The organism is Paenarthrobacter ureafaciens (assembly GCF_004028095.1).
GTDB classification, from domain to species: domain Bacteria; phylum Actinomycetota; class Actinomycetes; order Actinomycetales; family Micrococcaceae; genus Arthrobacter; species Arthrobacter ureafaciens.
The window spans coordinates 2,182,946-2,199,616 of record NZ_SBHM01000007.1; the positions used below are offsets into that span (position 1 = coordinate 2,182,946).

Annotated in this window: 14 protein-coding genes and 1 tRNA gene; 5 read left to right on the forward strand and 10 right to left on the reverse strand. The window is 64.7% G+C overall.

Annotated elements, in window-relative coordinates:
* Nucleotides 1-27: 27 nt before the first annotated feature.
* The 5 genes from AUR_RS14470 to AUR_RS14490 all read right to left on the reverse strand — a co-directional run bounded on the left by AUR_RS14470 (nt 28) and on the right by AUR_RS14490 (nt 6,834).
* The gene (locus AUR_RS14470; RefSeq protein ID WP_021473763.1) at nt 28-1,443 is read right to left on the reverse strand and encodes a DUF4032 domain-containing protein; all 1,416 of its coding nucleotides are present in this window, start codon (nt 1,441-1,443) and stop codon (nt 28-30) included.
* Nucleotides 1,440-3,032, reverse strand: coding sequence for a beta-N-acetylhexosaminidase (locus AUR_RS14475; protein WP_062095297.1), 1,593 nt, complete (start codon nt 3,030-3,032; stop codon nt 1,440-1,442). The genes AUR_RS14470 and AUR_RS14475 overlap by 4 nt, the downstream gene beginning before the upstream one ends.
* Nucleotides 3,033-3,249: 217 nt before the next feature.
* Complete coding sequence (locus AUR_RS14480) at nt 3,250-4,332, reverse strand: ABC transporter ATP-binding protein (RefSeq protein ID WP_021473761.1); 1,083 nt, start codon at nt 4,330-4,332, stop codon at nt 3,250-3,252.
* A 206-nt stretch (nt 4,333-4,538) separates the two neighbouring features.
* Entirely contained in the window at nt 4,539-5,342 is an 804-nt protein-coding gene (otsB, locus tag AUR_RS14485; protein WP_021473760.1) for a trehalose-phosphatase, read from the reverse strand.
* Entirely contained in the window at nt 5,332-6,834 is a 1,503-nt protein-coding gene (locus AUR_RS14490) for an alpha,alpha-trehalose-phosphate synthase (UDP-forming) (protein ID WP_021473759.1), read from the reverse strand. The genes otsB and AUR_RS14490 overlap by 11 nt, the downstream gene beginning before the upstream one ends.
* Before the next feature lie 167 nt (nt 6,835-7,001).
* Here AUR_RS14490 and AUR_RS14495 point away from each other — a divergent pair, with 167 nt between their 5' ends.
* From AUR_RS14495 to AUR_RS14505, 3 genes are all read left to right on the forward strand, one after another.
* Complete coding sequence (locus AUR_RS14495) at nt 7,002-7,880, forward strand: DsbA family protein (RefSeq protein ID WP_021473758.1); 879 nt, start codon at nt 7,002-7,004, stop codon at nt 7,878-7,880.
* 170 nt (nt 7,881-8,050) lie between these two features.
* A tRNA-Thr gene (locus AUR_RS14500) sits at nt 8,051-8,127 on the forward strand.
* Between the two features lie 109 nt (nt 8,128-8,236).
* Nucleotides 8,237-8,788 carry a TOPRIM nucleotidyl transferase/hydrolase domain-containing protein gene (locus tag AUR_RS14505; RefSeq protein ID WP_021473757.1) on the forward strand — a complete coding sequence of 184 codons (552 nt, stop codon included), beginning with the start codon at nt 8,237-8,239 and terminating at the stop codon, nt 8,786-8,788.
* A 39-nt stretch (nt 8,789-8,827) separates the two neighbouring features.
* On the opposite strand, the gene AUR_RS14510 is transcribed toward AUR_RS14505, so the two are convergent.
* From AUR_RS14510 to AUR_RS14520, 3 genes are all read right to left on the reverse strand, one after another.
* Nucleotides 8,828-10,027 carry a cation:proton antiporter gene (locus AUR_RS14510; protein WP_241650931.1) on the reverse strand — a complete coding sequence of 400 codons (1,200 nt, stop codon included), beginning with the start codon at nt 10,025-10,027 and terminating at the stop codon, nt 8,828-8,830.
* A 175-nt stretch (nt 10,028-10,202) separates the two neighbouring features.
* A complete protein-coding gene (locus AUR_RS14515; RefSeq protein ID WP_021473755.1) occupies nt 10,203-11,096 on the reverse strand; it encodes a glucose 1-dehydrogenase in 894 nt (297 codons plus the stop codon).
* Nucleotides 11,097-11,228: 132 nt separating this feature from the next.
* A complete protein-coding gene (locus tag AUR_RS14520) occupies nt 11,229-11,549 on the reverse strand; it encodes a DUF3040 domain-containing protein (RefSeq protein ID WP_062095302.1) in 321 nt (106 codons plus the stop codon).
* 204 nt (nt 11,550-11,753) lie between these two features.
* Here AUR_RS14520 and AUR_RS14525 point away from each other — a divergent pair, with 204 nt between their 5' ends.
* A complete protein-coding gene (locus AUR_RS14525; RefSeq protein WP_062095305.1) occupies nt 11,754-13,448 on the forward strand; it encodes a RecQ family ATP-dependent DNA helicase in 1,695 nt (564 codons plus the stop codon).
* On the opposite strand, the gene AUR_RS14530 is transcribed toward AUR_RS14525, so the two are convergent.
* Both AUR_RS14530 and AUR_RS14535 read right to left on the reverse strand, forming a co-directional pair.
* Nucleotides 13,445-14,362, reverse strand: coding sequence for an NAD(P)H-hydrate dehydratase (locus AUR_RS14530; protein WP_021473752.1), 918 nt, complete (start codon nt 14,360-14,362; stop codon nt 13,445-13,447). The two genes, AUR_RS14525 and AUR_RS14530, sit on opposite strands and share 4 nt — an antisense overlap.
* A complete protein-coding gene (locus AUR_RS14535; protein WP_062095307.1) occupies nt 14,346-15,122 on the reverse strand; it encodes a histidine phosphatase family protein in 777 nt (258 codons plus the stop codon). Before AUR_RS14535 ends, AUR_RS14530 begins: the two co-directional genes overlap by 17 nt.
* A 211-nt stretch (nt 15,123-15,333) precedes the next feature.
* Between AUR_RS14535 and AUR_RS14540 the strand changes: the two genes are divergently transcribed.
* Nucleotides 15,334-16,671 carry an NAD(P)/FAD-dependent oxidoreductase gene (locus tag AUR_RS14540; protein ID WP_021473750.1) on the forward strand — a complete coding sequence of 446 codons (1,338 nt, stop codon included), beginning with the start codon at nt 15,334-15,336 and terminating at the stop codon, nt 16,669-16,671.

The window sequence follows — 16,671 nt, forward strand, 5'->3', positions numbered from 1 at the left end:
AGGGCGCCGTGCGTTCCCTCCAGGACCTCAGTCGTCGGCGTCGGGGTATTCTTCCACCTCGTCGTACCGGCCGGACTCTTCAACTTCCACTTCGAGGATCTTCAACATCTCGGTGTCCGGGTTCAGCATGATGGCGGCCTCGTCACGGCGGTGCCGCAGGACGGTGTCGATGTAGGACTGCACCGTCTCCGCGAGGGGGATGTGGCGGTCCTGCTTCTGGCTCATGTACCAACGGTGTTCGAGGACCTCGTGGACCACCTCGGCGGGTTCGAGTTTTCCTGCCAGGTGCCGGGGGATGGACCGCACGATCGGTTCGAAGATCTGGCTGACCCAGGCATGGGCGCTGATTTCCTCGTCCAGTTCGGGGTTGTTGTCGGCACGGAACTGGTCCATGTCATTCAGCAACCTGCGGGCCTGGTTCTCCTGGGCGTCCAGGCCGGTCAAGCGCAGCAACCGGCGCTGGTGGTGCCCGGCGTCCACCACCTTGGGCTGCAGCTGGATCGTGGAACCGTCCGCCGTGGTCTTGATGGCATATTCCTCGACGTCGAAGCCGAGCTCGTTGAGCCTGCGGATACGCGCCGCCACCCGCCAGCGTTCGCCGAGTTCGAAGGACTCCTTCTCCGTCAGCTCGGCCCAGAGGCGCCGGTAGCTGTCCATGATCAGTTCACTGGTAGCTACGGGGTCCACTTTCTCCTCGATGAGGCCGCCGTCCAGGAGATCCATGAGCTCGCCCGCAATATTCACCCGGGCAATCTCCAGATCGTACTCGCGTTGGCCCATGGAGAGGTCCGGGTACAGCTCACCGGTTTCAGCGTCCACGAGGTAGGCGGCAAATGCACCGGCGTCGCGGCGGAAGAGGGTGTTGGAGAGCGACACGTCGCCCCAGTAGAAACCGATGAGGTGAAGGCGGACCAGAAGCAGCGCCTGTGCATCGATGAGGCGGGTCAGCGTGTCCTTGCGGAGCATCTGGGAGAACAGTGCGCGGTACGGCATGGAGAACTTCAGATGCCGGGTGACCAGCACGGGGTTCAGCGGTTTGCCGTCCGCCGTCGTCCGGCCGGTGATGACCGCCACCGGCTCAACGCAGGGGACGTCCAGCCGGGCCAGCTTCCGGAGCATGTGGTATTCGTGCCGGGCCACGTGCTCAGAGGTTTCCTTGATGGCTATGACGGAGCCGCCAAGGTGCGCGAACCGGACAATGTGGCGGGAAATACCGCGGGGGAGTGCTGCCAGGAATTCAGCCGGCCAGTCCTCCAAGGCGATGTGCCAGGGAAGGTCCAGCAGTTCAGGATCGGCCGCTGCTGCGGTGATGTTGAGCGAACCGATGACGCTCGCCGGCGGGGTTGAGTCCTGCGCGCTCGCAGCTTCCTTCCGTGGGAGCTTGCCGATCTGCCCGTAGTCGGTAGGTTCGTCGTGCCACTGGGCTCCGTTTTGCTCGCTCATGCCTCAATTGTTCCGTATTCGGTGGTGTTGTTCGGTTCAGTGAAGGGATCGGCCGGTGTGGCGGACCATTCGACGTCGGCAGCCGGCTGGAAGGTGACCCCCTGGTTGGCGAGCCGCTCGCCGAAGCCGCCCAGCCGACGTCGGAAGTCACCAAGGCTTCGGGCCTCCTGTGGCGACCACGCCACTTCCGCGAGGGAAACCGCACGCGGGTACAGCAGCCAGTAGGCCTGGCGGTTGCCGCGGACGGTTTCGGTCCATAGGGGACCTTCGACGCCCAGGATGTGCTGGTCTTCAAGGCCGCCTTGGGCGGGGTTCCACTGGTAGTACTCGGACCAGGTGAAGGGGCCGCCGTCAACCCAGGACAGTCCGATGGGGCTGGTGGAATCGTACTTTTGGTCCAGGTACGTCCGGTCGGCAGGAGACATGATGACCTTGGCAGTACCTTGTTCGGCCTTGTTCAGTACTTGCCCGAAGTCTCCGAACCAGTACTGCACCACGCTTCCATCCGGCAGATCCGCTTCGGCCGCCTCGTTCCAGCCCACCACGGTCTTGCCGGTGGCGGCGCCGATCCTTGCGAACTCCCGGACCATGGCGAGGTAGTTTTCGTGGCCGGTCACGTGGGCCTCGTCCCCGCCGATGTGCAGATATGGGCCGTCCGTGATGGCGGCAACCTGCCCCAATACCTCGCTGACGAACTCGTAGGTGGCGGGAATGTCTGCGTCCAGCGTGGAGTACCCCACCTCACCCGTGGCGTTCATGGGTTTGGCCATGCCATCAGGGTTGAGCCGGGGCACGGCTGCCAATGCTGCATTGACGTGGCCCGGGAGGTCGATCTCGGGAACCACCGTGATGTTGCGGGCGGCTGCGTAGGCCTGGATGTCCCGGTAGTCCTGTTGGGTGTAGAAACCCGTCCGACCGGGCGTGAGGCCAACGCCAGGGTGGTTCACGGCCCCGCCCACTGCCGTGAGGGTGGCGTACTCCAGCCCGGAGGGGTTGTTCTCCGGTTCATGGATCTCGATGCGCCATGCTTGGTCGTCCGTCAGGTGCAGGTGCAAGGCGTTGAACTTGAGCTGCGCCATGACGTCGATTTGTTCCTTAACCTCGGCAACGGTGAAGAAACTGCGCACAACGTCAAGCATCAAACCGCGGTACCGGAAGCGGGGAGCATCTTTGATTTCGACGGCGGGGACCGTCCAGTCGCGTTGCCTGTCCGTGTTTCCCGCGGGCCCGTCCGGCGGGGCTTCGATGGCGGGGTCGAACAACTGGCGGAGGGTCTGGATGCCGTTGAACAGCCCGGCCGGTGTGTCAGCCCGGACCCGTGCGCCTGCGTCGGTGACAGTCAGAGCGTAAGCCTCAGGGCCGCCGTCGAACGTTCTGGTCAGCTCCAGTGCCACGTCACCGGGCCGGAAATCGCTGACCAGCGGAAGTTCGTGGCCGGTAGCGCGACGCAGGAATGACGCGAGGTGCCCGGCAACGGGCACGGCGGCGCCGGTTGCGGAGATCCGGGTGGCGCCGCCCAAGGTGAAAGCCCGGCCATCCAGGACGGCGACGTGCACAGGCTTGGGGATGAGGAGTTCCGTGACGTTCATGCCGTTCTCCTTCTGGTCCGATGCCGCTACGGGGCGGGTTAAAGCGATAACGGCCCGACGCGGGGGTCGGGCCGTTATCGCTACTTCAGGTCGGTGGGTGGGCCCACGCCGACAGGGTTCCCTGGCCGAAGCGAAGCGAGGCTAGGGGTCGGTGGGTGGGCCCACGCCGACAGGGTTCCCTGGCCGAAGCGAAGCGAGGCTAGGGGGTCGGTGGGGATTAGTCGCCCAGGCGGAGGCCGGTCTTGGTGTCGAACAGGTGCACGTGGCCGGACTGCGGACGGACGAAGATGGACTCGCCCTTCATCGGAGGACGGCGGCCGTCAACACGGGCCACGATGTCGTGGCTCTTGCCGTCGAGGGTGGTGTGGCCGTAGACGTAAGCGTCGGCTCCGAGCTCTTCCACGACGTCCACCTCAACCTGGAGGCCTTCGCCCTGAGGAGCGGTCTCGAGGTCCTCCGGACGGGTACCGACGGTGACCGTCTTGCCCGAAGCGTCATCGAGGACATCGTGCGGAACGGGGTAGACCGTGCCGCCGAACTGGACGCCGCCGTCAACAACCGGCAGTTCCAGCAGGTTCATGGCGGGGGAGCCGATGAAGCCTGCAACGAAGACGTTCTGCGGGCGGTCGTACAGGTTGCGCGGGGTGTCGACCTGCTGGAGGAGGCCGTCCTTCAGCACTGCGACGCGGTCGCCCATGGTCATTGCCTCGACCTGGTCGTGCGTCACGTAGACGGTGGTGACGCCGAGGCGGCGGGTCAGGGACGCGATCTGGGTACGGGTCTGGACACGGAGCTTGGCGTCCAGGTTGGACAGCGGTTCATCCATGAGGAAGACCTGCGGGTTACGGACGATTGCGCGGCCCATGGCGACACGCTGGCGCTGACCACCGGAGAGGGCCTTCGGCTTGCGGTCCAAGTACTGCTCAAGGTCAAGAAGCTTTGCGGCTTCACGGACACGCTCTGCGCGCTCTTCCTTGGAGACGCCGGCGATCTTCAGGGCGAAGCCCATGTTGTCGGCAACAGTCATGTGCGGGTACAACGCGTAGTTCTGGAAAACCATCGCGATGTCGCGGTCCTTCGGCGGAACGTCGGTGACGTCGCGGTCGCCGATCAGGATGCGGCCTGCGTTGACGTCCTCCAGGCCTGCGAGCATGCGCAGGGAAGTGGACTTACCGCAACCGGAGGGTCCAACGAGGACCAGGAATTCGCCATCAGCGATGTCGATGTTCAGCTTATCGACGGCGGGCTTATCAGTGCCCGGGTACAGACGCGTAGCGTTGTCAAAAGTAACTGTTGCCACAGTTATCAATCCCTTCACCGGCAGGTACGTGCCGGACGATCCGTAGTGAATGGTTCTTGTTTTTCAGTTGAAACTCCCCGGCCGGAGCCGAGGAGTCGCCCGTGGCGCCGCACGATGCTGTGCGTCACGTCACATACGAGAGTATGTCAGACTTTTTGACGAACTGTCGAACTGTTACGAAGGTCACATGAAATTCTGTTCGCGATTCATGCGGAGCCAACGGCGCGGCGTCGTTCCCGGAGCAGCGCTTCCAGGAGTTCGGCCACATGTACCGGAGCTTCCACCCGGTACGCTGCCTGCGTGAAATCCAGGCCCACCTTGATGCCGACGTCCCCGGGCAGGAGCCTGCCCAGCGCGTCCTCGTCCGTGACGTCGTCACCGGCAAACAGGACCGCGGTGGCTCCGGTGGCCTGGCGGAGGAACTCCACGGCCTCGCCCTTGGACGCTTGGATCACCGAGGTTTCCAGCACCCGTTTGCCGGATTTCAAGTACACCCCCGGACGGTCCTGCAATTCCAGGCGGGCGGCCTGGACGGCGTCCTCGGCCACGTCGTCGTCCGCCAGCCGGGTGTGGAGCACCACGCCTGCCGGCTTGTCTTCCAGCAACGTGCCGGGAGCGACGTTGACGATGCCGGCGAGCACCTCGCGCACCGAAGCCAGGCGTTGCCGCTGCTCGTCATCCAGTTCCAGTCCGAGGGATCCTTCTCCCATCCAGACTTCCGCCCCGTGGCTTCCGATCAGAAGCGTCGTTTCCGGCGGGGAGGCGACCGCGCGCAGGCTGTCCAGGGCGCGTCCCGAGATGAGTGCCGTCGTCGTGCGCGGAAGCCCAGCGAGTTGCTCCAAAGCCGCAGCCGACCGGGGAAGCGGGCGGGCGTCGGACGCATGATCGACGATCGGGGCAAGCGTGCCGTCGAAGTCGAGGGCAACCAGCAGGTGTTCCGTATCGGCGATGCGGCGGACCGCGTCGAGCAGCTCCGGCGCCAGGGAGAGGGGGGTCTGCTCAGCTGTCATCGCGCACCACCTTTTCCTTGAGCGCAGCCAGGAAGTCCGCGGACCAGTGGTCGACGTCGTGGTCAAGGATCTGCTTGCGCATCAGCTTCATGCGGCGGCGGGCTTCCTTGGGGTCCAGTTTGATGGCCCGCAGGATCGATGACTTCAGCCCGTCGATGTCGTGCGGATTGACCAGCAAGGCCTGCTTCAGCTGGTCGGCAGCGCCGGCGAACTCGCTGAGGACCAAGGCTCCGTCATCCTCGGAGCGGGCCGTGACGTACTCCTTGGCCACCAGGTTCATGCCATCCCTCAAGGCCGTGACCAGCATGACGTCGGCCGCCAGGTAGAGGGCCACCATCTCTTCCACGGGGTAGCTGTGGTGCAGGTAGCGGACGGCCGTGTTCTGGATGGTGTCGTAGGTGCCGTTGATCCGGCCCACCGTGCCTTCGATTTCTTCCCGCAGGAGGCGGTACTGCTCCACGCGTTCCCGGCTGGGGCTTGCCACCTGGATCAGGGTGGCGTCTTCAACCTTGATGTGCCCGTCGGCCAGGAGTTCCTCGAAGGCCTTCAGCCTGTGCCCGATGCCCTTGGTGTAGTCGAGCCTGTCCACGCCCAGCAGGATGGTCTTGGGATCGCCGAGGTCCTTGCGGATCTGCCGGGCCCGTTCGATGATATCCGGCCGCGTGGCGAGCTGGCGGATCTGGTCCACGTCGATCGAGATGGGGAACGCCTGGGCGCGGGCAATGTGCGTGACCTGTCCGTCCTGTCCCTTGACGTGGACCTGCTGCTGCTTGACGCTTGCGCCCAGGAAGCGGCGGGCTGACCGCATGAAGTTGCCGGCGTCGCTGGGGCGCTGGAAGCCGAGGAGGTCGGCGCCGAGCAGGCCGTCAATGATCTCGCGCCGCCACGGCAACTGCGCGAAGATTTCCGGCGGCGGGAAAGGAATGTGGTTGAAGAAGCCGATCTTCAAGTCCGGGCGGGCTTCCCGGAGCAGCCTGGGGACAAGCTGCAGCTGGTAATCCTGCACCCACACCGTGGCCCCGTCCGCGGCATGGCGGATGACGGCGTCGGCAAACTTCTTGTTCACCTGGCGGTAGGAGTCCCACCATGTCCGGTGGAATTCCGGCGGCGCGATGACGTCGTGGTAAAGCGGCCAGATGGTGGCATTGGAGAATCCCTCGTAGTAGAGCTCCACTTCGTGGCTGCTCAACTGGACCGGGACGAGGTCCATGCCTTCGTGGCTGAAAGGACGCACTGTCTCGTCCGGGGCGCCGTGCCACCCGACCCATGCGCCGTCGGACTTCGTCATCATGGGCGCCAGTGCGGTCACGAGGCCGCCGGGGGACCGGCGCCAGCCGTCACCGCCGTTAGTATCGCCGTCGTTGCTGTAACGGTCCACGGGCAGGCGGTTGGACACCACCATGAAATCGAACGTGCTCGCCGTGGGCTTCTGCGTGGGTGAGGCCCTAACGCCCTGTTCCGTCGTGAGTTTTTCGCTTGCCAAATCCTGCATTACTGCCCCCTGGGGTTGCTGTGACTCGCTTCCCAGCCTACCGGCGGAATCTTCAGGGGCGGTTGATCGTTCAACCACCGGGCGGTTGCGTGTGCGGCAAACCTTCAGGTTTGCTCCCGTAAACTGGCCCCGTTGCCACTTCGACATCGAGTAACCACGAGGAATTGATGAGTCCCGCAAACGAACCACGCCTGTCCAAGGCCGAGCGCACAGCCCAGGCCCGCGAACAAGCGCGCAAGATCCGCGAAGAACAGCTTAAGAAGGAGAAGCGCAACAAGCTCCTGATTGGCTGGGGCATCGTGGTTGCCGTCGTGGCGATCCTCGTGATCATCGCACTCGTGGTGGTCCAGAACATCCAGAACAGCGCCCCCATCGCGGACAGCGGCCCCACCCCGGCCAACGGCAACGTCCACGGCGGCGTGACGCTGCTGGCCAACAACGAAGTAGTCAAGTCGGAGCCCGCAACGGTGAACGTGGCCGATGTCCCGGCTCCGCTGACCACCAAGCCGGCTACCGTGGCCGCTCCAGGCGCCGAGGCCGAAGCCGGCAAGCCGGTCAAGGTTGTTGCCTACATCGACTTCATCTGCCCGGTCTGCAAGCGCTTCGAAACCACTTACGGTGAATCGCTGACCAACCTGCGCAACGAAGGCAAGATCTCCCTCGAGTACCGGCCGCTTGGTTTCCTGGACCAGCAGTCCACCACCAACTACTCCTCACGCGCCGCGAACGCTGCCGCCTGCGTCGTGAACACCTCGCCGGAGAAGTACGCCGACTTCTTCAACCTCCTGTTCGAGCGCCAGCCGTCCGAAGGCGGTGCAGGCATTTCCGACAAGGACCTCAAGGCCATGGCCACTGAAGTCGGAGCCGCCAATATCGACTCCTGCGTGGATAACAAGGAGTTCCGCCCGTACGTGAAGGTCGCCACGCAGGAAGCTGCCGCGATCGGTATCACCGGCACGCCTACCGTCTTTGTCGACGGCAAGCAGTGGGACGGGTCCACCGACCTTAACGCAGAGATCCAGGCGGCCATCAGCGCCAAGGGCTGATTCTCAGCCACGTACGACGGCGGCCGATTGCCTCTTCCGGGAGGCGACCGGCCGTTGTTGTCTCCGGGCGGGGCTGTCCTGCGCTGAATTTCCTTGTGGGGGACGGTCTGGGCTAACCTTGTCTAGCGTTCTTTAGCGAGTGTCCAGCACAGGCTGGCATCGTTCATCGCGCCTCCTTAGCTCAGTTGGCCAGAGCACCTGTCTTGTAAACAGGGGGTCGCCGGTTCGAATCCGGCAGGGGGCTCCACTAACTCCTCTTTCCGGCGGACCACCACCGGAATGAGGGGTTTTCCGTATTCGCGGGCCGGCGTCATCACGGCGTGCCGGGCCGTTGCCGCGGCATGCATACTGGCTCTATGCAGACCACTGTGCTGGTGGAAGGTGAAAGCGACAAGGTGGCCGTGGAGACGCTGGCCGCCAAGCTTGGCCATGACCTGGCGGCAGAGGGCGTCACGGTGGTACCCATGGGCGGCGCCACCAGCATCATCCACTTCCTGGACCGTTACGGGCCCAGCGGCGCAGACCATAGGCTCCTGGGGTTGTGCGATGCAGGCGAATCTCCCGGCATTGCCAGGGCGCTGAGCCGTGCGGGCATCGGTCCCGGAACGTTGGCCGAACTTGGGTTCCACGTCTGCCACGAGGACCTGGAAGACGAACTCATCCGTGCCCTTGGAACGGAGAACGTCCTGAATGTCATTGAAGAACAGGGCGAACTGGCATCGTTCCGGCTCCTGCAGCGTCAACCGTCGCTCCGGGACCGCCCGGTGACGGACCAACTGCGGAGATTCTTCGGCGGCCGCAGTGGCAACAAGGTCCGGTATGCAAGGTTGTTGGTTGAGGCACTGCCCGACGGCGAGGCGCCACTGCCGTTGGGACTCCTCGTTGCCTCGTTCGCAGCCGGGAACTGAACAGCACACGTCCGCGTGTCCGGGGCTTCGTCGCAACCGCTAACGCCGTTCGCCCCAGTGCTTTCGGGAGCGCGGGGCGGAAACTGGTGCGCCAGGTGTGCGTTGCCGCAACGCGAGCATCGGGAAGAGCAGCACTGAGAGCATCCCGGCGCCGACCAGCGCGGAAGCGATCCCGTTGGAGATCAGGTGGGTGTCCTGCCCGATCCCCGTCACCGCAACGATGATCGGCAGGCCTGTTGCGCCGAACAGGGCAACGGCGCGTTTACCGGCAAAAGTGGAATGCCGTGGTGCGGCAAGCATCGAGGGCAGGCCCCGGACCACCAGCAACAGGATGAGGAACACCGGCACCAGCGCCAGGGTCATGGGGTCTGCGGTCAGTGCGCCGAGATCGAAGTCAATTCCGGTGTCGATGAAGAAAATCGGGACCAGGAAGCCAAACGCAATGGCGTCCACTTTGGCCTCGATGACGCTGCGATCCTGTTCGGGTGCCCGCGCGATGACCACCTTCCACAGGATCCCGGCAGCAAAGGCACCCAGCAGCATGTCCAGGCCCAGGGTCATGCTCAGCACCACCAGGACGGTGAGGATGAACATGATGGAGCGCACCGCGAATTGGCTGCTGGTGTGAAGGGTCCTGGTGACGTGCGCGTGCAGGAATTTGTGGCGGGAACGGGAGGCGAGGAAGACTGCAAGGCCGGTCAGGACAATAAAGCCCAGGAGTACTGCCGTGGCCGGACCCAACTGCTTGCCGCTGAAGAACAAGGAGATGGCCACGAGGGGACCGAATTCCCCCACGGCACCAAGGGCAGTCACCGCGATGCCCAAGGGAGTCCGGGACTCGCCCGCGTCGCGGAGGATGGGCAGCAGCGTGCCCAGCGCCGTGGAGCAGAGCGCGACGCCGATGATGACTGCCGCCTCCAAACCGGGTCCGAGGATGAGGCCCGCGCCGATTCCGGCCGTCAGGGAGATGACCCAGCCGATGCCTGCCCGTGCGGCAGGCCGGCCGCGGATGAGGCTGAAGTCGATCTCCGTGCCGGCCACGAAAAACAGCATGGCCAGTCCGAAATCCGCCAAGGTGTCAGTGAATTCCACCGATTGGACCCATCCCAGGACGGCCGGGCCCAGCAGCATGCCCAACAGAATCTCGAAGACCACCAGGGGGACTTTGATGACACGGTCCAACGCCCGGACCAACAAGGGCGCCAGGACTGCAAGGGAAGCGATCACCAGCAGTGACATGCCCAGGCCTTGCATCGGCAGCACCTCCGCCGCGACGAGTCGGGGAACAAACCCAAAGCTACCCGTCGGGTTCCTCCCGGCGCCATAACTGCGTCAACAAAAACCGACGGCGACGTCCCCGCCGTGGGAGCGTCGCCGTCGTCGTGGTCCGCTGTGGCCCACGCAGCGGGGCAGGTTATGGCGTGGGGCTGCCGCCGTTGACATTCAGGGTCTCGCCGACGACGTAGCTGGATTCGGGCGAGGCGAGGAAGACGTAGGCCGGTGCGAGTTCAGCCGGCTGGCCGGCACGGCCCAGGGGAGTGTCCTTCCCGAACTCGGGCAGGGCTTCCTTGGGCTGGCCGCTGCTGACCTGCAGCGGAGTCCAGATGGGTCCCGGCGCCACGGCGTTGACGCGGATGCCTTGGGGAGCCAGCTGCTGGGCGAGGCCCTTGGTGAAGTTGTTGATGCTGGCCTTCGTCGTGGCGTAGTCCACCAGGGTGGGTGATGGGTTGTAGGCCTGAATGGACGTGGTGTTGATGATCGTGGATCCCGCGGGCAGGTGGGGGAGGGCTGCCTTGGTCAGCCAGAACATTGCGTAGACGTTGGTCTTGATGGTGTGGTCGAACTGCTCATCACTGATTTGCCCGAGTTCTTCCTGCGCCACTTGCTTGCCCGCGTTGTTGACCAGGATGTCGATCCCGCCCAAGGCGGACACTGCTGCGTCCACCACGTCGCGGCAGGTTGCCGAATCCTTGAGGTCGCCCGGCACCTTCACAGCCTTGCGGCCGGCTGCCTCGATGATGCCGGCGATGCGGGAGGCATCTTCCTCTTCTTCCGGCAGGTAGGAAAGAACGACGTCGGCACCCTCCCGGGCGAAGGCGATGGCCGTTGCTGCCCCGATGCCGGAATCGGCTCCCGTGACAATTGCCTTGCGGCCCTCCAAGCGTCCGGTACCGCGGTAGGTGTCTTCGCCGAGATCGGCCTTGGGGGTGAGTTCCGCATCCAGTCCCGGTTCCGGCTGGTGCTGCTTGGGCGGTGAAATGTGCTCGTATGCTGTGACCGGGTTTCGGAACGTGTACTGATCAGTCATGGTCGGTCCTCCTGGTATTGCGTGGAACACGGACAAGCCTGCAACGAATTACTAAGTAGGCTTATGGTTTTCAGCCTATGCAAGGTCGGGTGTTGTCGCAAGTGCGGGATACGGACGCTCGCCCCGGGGCGGTCAGGCGTGCCGGCGGCTTCTTGCCCTGCGCTGTTCCGTGCGCCGCCTTTCCGCCCACCTGCGATGTTCCATCCACTGGCTGACGATTCCCGTCACCATCAGCGTGAAGCCGAGCAGTCCGAGCGGCGATGGGTGGATGGGGATCCCCAGCAGGATGAGCGCCAAGCCGAGTGCTGCCGCGATGACGTTCAGGGCCTTGGGGGCAGGTGCGGGCTCGGACGGGATGCCCGTTTCAAGCTGTTTGGCCAGCGCGGGATCCTGGATGAAGAGCTCGCGCTCCAGCTCCTGCAAGACCTTGCGCTCCTGATCTGATAGCGGCATGACGATCCTCCCCGTTCGCAACCCCGTAGCCATGGTGCCAATGTGCGCGTTAACGGCGGCGTCGCGCGCAACAGGATAAGCTAAGCATGCTTATTATTCGGTCCGCAAGCACTGATTGAGTGTTGTGGACATGGTCGCGCTAGGCTGGATTCCCCCCGGCTCAAGCAACGCGGCCGCAGGTACTAGGGTGCGGAGCTTTACACCATGTCGGACGAATCAGCCCTGGCCGCGCTCGCGGCCGCATCCTTCTCGCTGGATGCACTCAGGGATGGGCAACTGGCCGCCATGAGCGCGCTCGCCGAAGGACGCGACGTCCTTGCCGTGATGCCCACCGGATATGGCAAGTCCGCCACATACCAGGTCGCCGCCTTGTACCTGCACCAGCAGCAACAGAAACTGCACGGCCGAACCGGGGGACCCGCCGTCGTGGTTTCTCCGTTGATCGCCTTGCAGGAAGACCAGTTGGAGGGCCTCAACAGGCACCTGGGCGAGGGCGCCGCCGTCGCGGTCAACTCGGCCCACAGCGACGCGGACGTGGAAGCTGCATGGGACGCGGTGGAGTCCGGGAAGGCGGTCTATCTTTTCCTGGCTCCTGAGCAGTTGGCCAAGCAGGAGACGGTGGAGCGGATCGCGCGGTTGGACCTCACCCTGCTGGTAGTGGACGAGGCCCATTGCGTTTCATCGTGGGGACACGACTTCCGGCCCGACTACCTCAACCTCGGCAACGTCCGTGAAAGCCTGGGGAACCCGCCCGTCGCGGCCCTGACAGCAACGGCTTCCCCGCCCGTGCGGGACGAGATTGTTGAGCGCCTGGGCATGCAGGATCCACTGATCCTGGTCCGGGGCTTCGACCGTCCCAACATCAGCCTGGAAGTAGTCCGCCACCACGAGGACAAAGCCAAGCGGAAGGCCGTGCTGTCCCAGGTTGCGTCGTTGACGACGTCGGGACAGAAGGGCTTGGTGTACGCGGCCACCCGCAAGGACACGGAGAAGTACGCAGCCAAGCTGGTGGCGCAGGGAATCCGTGCCGAGGCCTACCACGCAGGCCGTTCCGCATCCGAGCGCGAACTCATCCACGAACAGTTCCTGGCCGATGACCTCGATGTAGTGGTTGCCACGACGGCGTTTGGCATGGGCATCGACAAGCCCAACGTCAGGTTTGTGGTGCACGCCGATATCCCCGAGTCCCTCGATGCCTACTACCAGGAGATTGGCCGGGGCGGCAGGGACGGGGACAAGGCGAGGGCAGTGCTGCACTACCGGTCCGAGGACCTCGGCCTGCGCAAGTTCTTCGGCACCCATGCTCCGGACCAGGAGTCCCTCCTCGCCGTGCTGAAGGTCCTGAAGAACGCGGGGGCGCCGGCAACCAAGAAGGTCCTGGCCGAGCTGACCGGGTTCCCGCCGAGGCGCGTTACTGCCTTGGTGAACCAGCTGGAGGAAGCCGACGCGGTGAAGGTGGGCAAGCGCGGCGTCCGGCTTGCCTCCAAAGCGAAGCTGCGGTCCCTGGCGGCCCACGCCGTCGAGCTGGCCGAAGCACGCCAGCGCGTGGACCATTCCCGCCTCACCATGATGCGCGCGTACGCAGAGACCGACAGCTGCCGCCGGCAGTTCCTGCTGGGCTACTTCGGGGAAGAACTGGCAAAGGCCTGCGGAAACTGCGACGTCTGTACAGAAGCCGCCAACCATCCCGACGTGCGGCCCACCGGCAAGGAAACGCCCGACGCCGGCGCCTCGCCTGATCCGTTCCCGTTGCAGTCCGCGGTGATCCACAAGGAATGGGGGCCAGGACTTGTCATGCGGCACGAAGACGACGTCATCACCGTGCTGTTCGAGCACGAAGGATACAAAACCCTGTCCCGCTCGACCGTCATGGAGCACGAACTCCTCAGGCCTGCCTAGGTTTTCAGCTCAAGCATCAAGGCCGGGAGCTGGTCGGCAAGTTCCCGGGCAAGGAACCCCAGCGGGCCCATGGTACTGGCCAGCCTGTCCGCGGCAGCTGCGTGCAAATGGGTCCCCCAGCAGGCTGCCTGGGTGCTGCTGGTACCCCGGGCGCGCAGCCCGGCAATGGCACCGGCAAGGACATCGCCGCTGCCGGATGTTCCCAGCCCGCCGTAACCCGTGGTGATTTTCCACAGTGTGGATTCCGTTTCCGACGTGCCGGGTGCACCTGCGATGTAGCCCTGGCAACTCACGACGGCGTCGAACTTTCGCGCCACCGCCGCCACATCGGCCTCGAGATCCTCCACGTCCCGGCCCAGCAGGATTCCTGCTTCCGTGGGATTGGGGGTGAGGATCATGCGGCCCCGCCACGGGTCCAGCCGGTCCTCCAGCTCCGGCAGCGCCCCCAAAGCGAAGGCGTCGAGCACGACGGCGGGACCTTGCGTCGGGGCTTGTCCTCCGCGGTCTTCCTCGCGTTCAAGAAGGGCGAACAGCAAGTCCCGGCTCAACTCCTGGTCATCAAGGCCGGGTCCGATCAGGACGGCATCCGCCCGGTCCAGGTACGAGGAAATACGGTCCAGGCCTTTTCCGGTGATGGAGCCCTTGGAGTCTTCGGGCAGGCCCACGGCACCACATTCGGGTAACGCCACGCCGAGCTGCACGGACACCGATTCGGCCACTGCCAACGTCAGTTTCCCGGCACCTGCCCGGAGCGCGGATGCGCCGGCGAGGAGGACGGCGCCCGGCGTCGAACGGCCACCCCCAACCACCAGCACGGCACCGCGCGAGTATTTGTCTTCACCGGGCGCGGGCAGGGACCAGTCCCGCAGCAGCGACGGGGTGACCGGCGTCGGGGTGTTAGCGGGGGTGGACACTGGCGTCTCCTGCGTGCTCGGTAACGGAAACGCCCTGCTCGGTGAGGTGGTCCGCTACGTTGAAGCTGTCCAACGTCCAAGGCCCGGCGCCCGATGGTCGCAGGTACCGGGTGATGGAGGCGTTGAGGATCGAGGTTGTGGCCGCCAGGTCCAGGACTTCTTCCTCGGACATACCCTCAAGCACGTACCGGACCAGCATGATCACCGCGTCGTGGCACACCAGCATCACCCGTTTGCCGCTGTTAAGCGTATTCAGTTCATCCAGCACGGAGCGCAGCCGCAGTGCCACGTCCGCCCAGGATTCGCCGCCCGGCGGACGGTAATACAGTTTGCCCAGCCAGAGCCGCCGCTCGGCTTCCTCCGGGTACCGGGATTCGACGCCCAGCCGGGTCAGCCGGTCCAGGATGCCCAGTTCGCGGTCCCGCAAGCGTTCATCGGACAGGACTTTGACAGGCCAGCCGGCCGTCCGGACGGCGATTTCCGCCGTCTGCCTCGCCCGGGCGTAGGGGGACGAAACGACGGCGTCGGGACGGTCAGCCTCCGGAATCCTTGCCAGTGCCGTTCCCAGCGCCTTTGCCTGCTCCTGCCCGAGATCGGACAGGTTCACGTCCGCGTCCCGTGCCGGAACCTCAATGACTTCTGCCCCGGCGAGCCGCGCCTCCGTCGCTGCGACGTTGCCTTCGCTCTCCCCGTGCCGGATCAACAGCAGCTCTACGGCACCGGCTTCCTGCACCGCATCTGTCAGCCCGTCGTCGTTCATCCGGAATCACCCCATCAGTGTTGTCTTGCTGATTATCCAGCTGTCCTTTTCCAGTTGTCTGCAGAACACTACACACCGGGTACCCACGGTTTTGGAAGATAAACGCACGACGGCGGGGCTGCCGCGTGCTGCGCTGCTTTCGGAGTGGCCGTGTGCTTCGAGCCGCAGTCAAGCCCTGTTGCCTTCGGCCGGGGTGAAGTAAGTTGCTGGGATGGACGACTCATACCAGGTCATTGTGGTCGGCGGCGGATTCGCAGGTGTTGCGGCAGCCAAGGAACTCGGGCGAAAGGGCGTTCGCGTCCTGCTGATCGACTCAAACAACTACCACCAATTCCAGCCGTTGCTCTACCAGGTGGCCACCTCCCAGATCGGTGTCTCGGCCATAGCCCGCCCGCTCCGGTCCGTGTTCCGGCGCTACAAATCCGTCAAAGTCCTGACCGCGAAAGTCAGTTCAGTGGACACGGCACGGAAGACGGTTACCACCACGGACGGACGGACTCTCCGCGGGCAGATCTTGGTGCTTGCAGTGGGCGCGGTACCCAACTTCTTCAATACTCCAGGTGCCGAGGAACACGCCTATCCGCTGTACTCCGTCACGGATGCCACAAAGCTGGGCACCGGCCTCACGCGGCTCCTGGACCAGGCGGACCGCAACGACGGCATGGTGGACGTGGTGGTTGTGGGTGGTGGTCCTACCGGTGTTGAAACTGCCGGAGCGATGGCCGAAAACGTCAAGTACGTGGTCCGCAAATATTTCTCGCCCGAGCTGGCGTCACGGTGCCGCGTGCACTTGGTGGACATGGTCCCGAGCGTACTGAATGCCTTCTCGAAGAAATCCCAAGCCTACGCGGCCGAGCATCTTGGGAAGGTCGGCGTTCAACTCCGCATGGGGGTGGGAGTCACGGAAGTCCGGGCCGACGGGGTTTCCCTTGCTGACGGCACGTTCATTCCGGCGCAAATCGTGGTGTGGGCCGGTGGCCTGAAGGCCGGCGACCTCATCTCCGGATCCGGTCTGGCACAAGGCAGGGGAGGGCGGATCGATGTCCGGCCGGACCTCACCGCGCCGGACGTTGACGGGGTGTACGTCCTCGGCGATGCCGCCAACATCACCGACGACGCCGGAAACAAGCTTCCCCAATTGGGTTCAGTTGCGCAGCAGGCAGGAAAGTGGGCGGCCCACAACATCATTGCCGACCTGAACGGTGGTACCCGCAAGTCTTTCCATTACGTCGACAAGGGCTACATGGCGATGGTTGGCCGCGGCGCGGCGGTGGCCGAGCTGGGGCGGAAGCGTTACCAGCTGCAGGGCACTTTTGCCTTCCTTTCCTGGCTCCTGGTGCACTTGGCGCTGTTGTCCGGAATCCAGCAGAAGGTCAGGGCGCTGTTCTCCTGGCTCAACGGCTACATCCTGCACAGCCCTGCGCAGGTAGTGGTGAGCGGGCCGGTGGACAGGGCCATGGAGGACGAGGATCCCGCCCGCCCGGACACCCCGGAGAAGTTGCCGGTGGGAGAACAACCCGGCACCGGGTTGCCGCCCGCCGGGCAATAA

Bases quoted from the DNA above. Each gene is read 5' to 3' on its own strand.
- AUR_RS14470 (WP_021473763.1), bottom strand. From the start codon at position 1,443: ATGAGCGAGCAAAACGGAGCCCAGTGGCACGACGAACCTACCGACTAC.
- AUR_RS14475 (WP_062095297.1), bottom strand. From the start codon at position 3,032: ATGAACGTCACGGAACTCCTCATCCCCAAGCCTGTGCACGTCGCCGTC.
- otsB (WP_021473760.1), bottom strand. From the start codon at position 5,342: ATGACAGCTGAGCAGACCCCCCTCTCCCTGGCGCCGGAGCTGCTCGAC.
- AUR_RS14490 (WP_021473759.1), bottom strand. From the start codon at position 6,834: ATGCAGGATTTGGCAAGCGAAAAACTCACGACGGAACAGGGCGTTAGG.
- AUR_RS14495 (WP_021473758.1), top strand. From the start codon at position 7,002: ATGAGTCCCGCAAACGAACCACGCCTGTCCAAGGCCGAGCGCACAGCC.
- AUR_RS14505 (WP_021473757.1), top strand. From the start codon at position 8,237: ATGCAGACCACTGTGCTGGTGGAAGGTGAAAGCGACAAGGTGGCCGTG.
- AUR_RS14510 (WP_241650931.1), bottom strand. From the start codon at position 10,027: ATGTCACTGCTGGTGATCGCTTCCCTTGCAGTCCTGGCGCCCTTGTTG.
- AUR_RS14515 (WP_021473755.1), bottom strand. From the start codon at position 11,096: ATGACTGATCAGTACACGTTCCGAAACCCGGTCACAGCATACGAGCAC.
- AUR_RS14520 (WP_062095302.1), bottom strand. From the start codon at position 11,549: ATGCCGCTATCAGATCAGGAGCGCAAGGTCTTGCAGGAGCTGGAGCGC.
- AUR_RS14525 (WP_062095305.1), top strand. From the start codon at position 11,754: ATGTCGGACGAATCAGCCCTGGCCGCGCTCGCGGCCGCATCCTTCTCG.
- AUR_RS14535 (WP_062095307.1), bottom strand. From the start codon at position 15,122: ATGAACGACGACGGGCTGACAGATGCGGTGCAGGAAGCCGGTGCCGTA.
- AUR_RS14540 (WP_021473750.1), top strand. From the start codon at position 15,334: ATGGACGACTCATACCAGGTCATTGTGGTCGGCGGCGGATTCGCAGGT.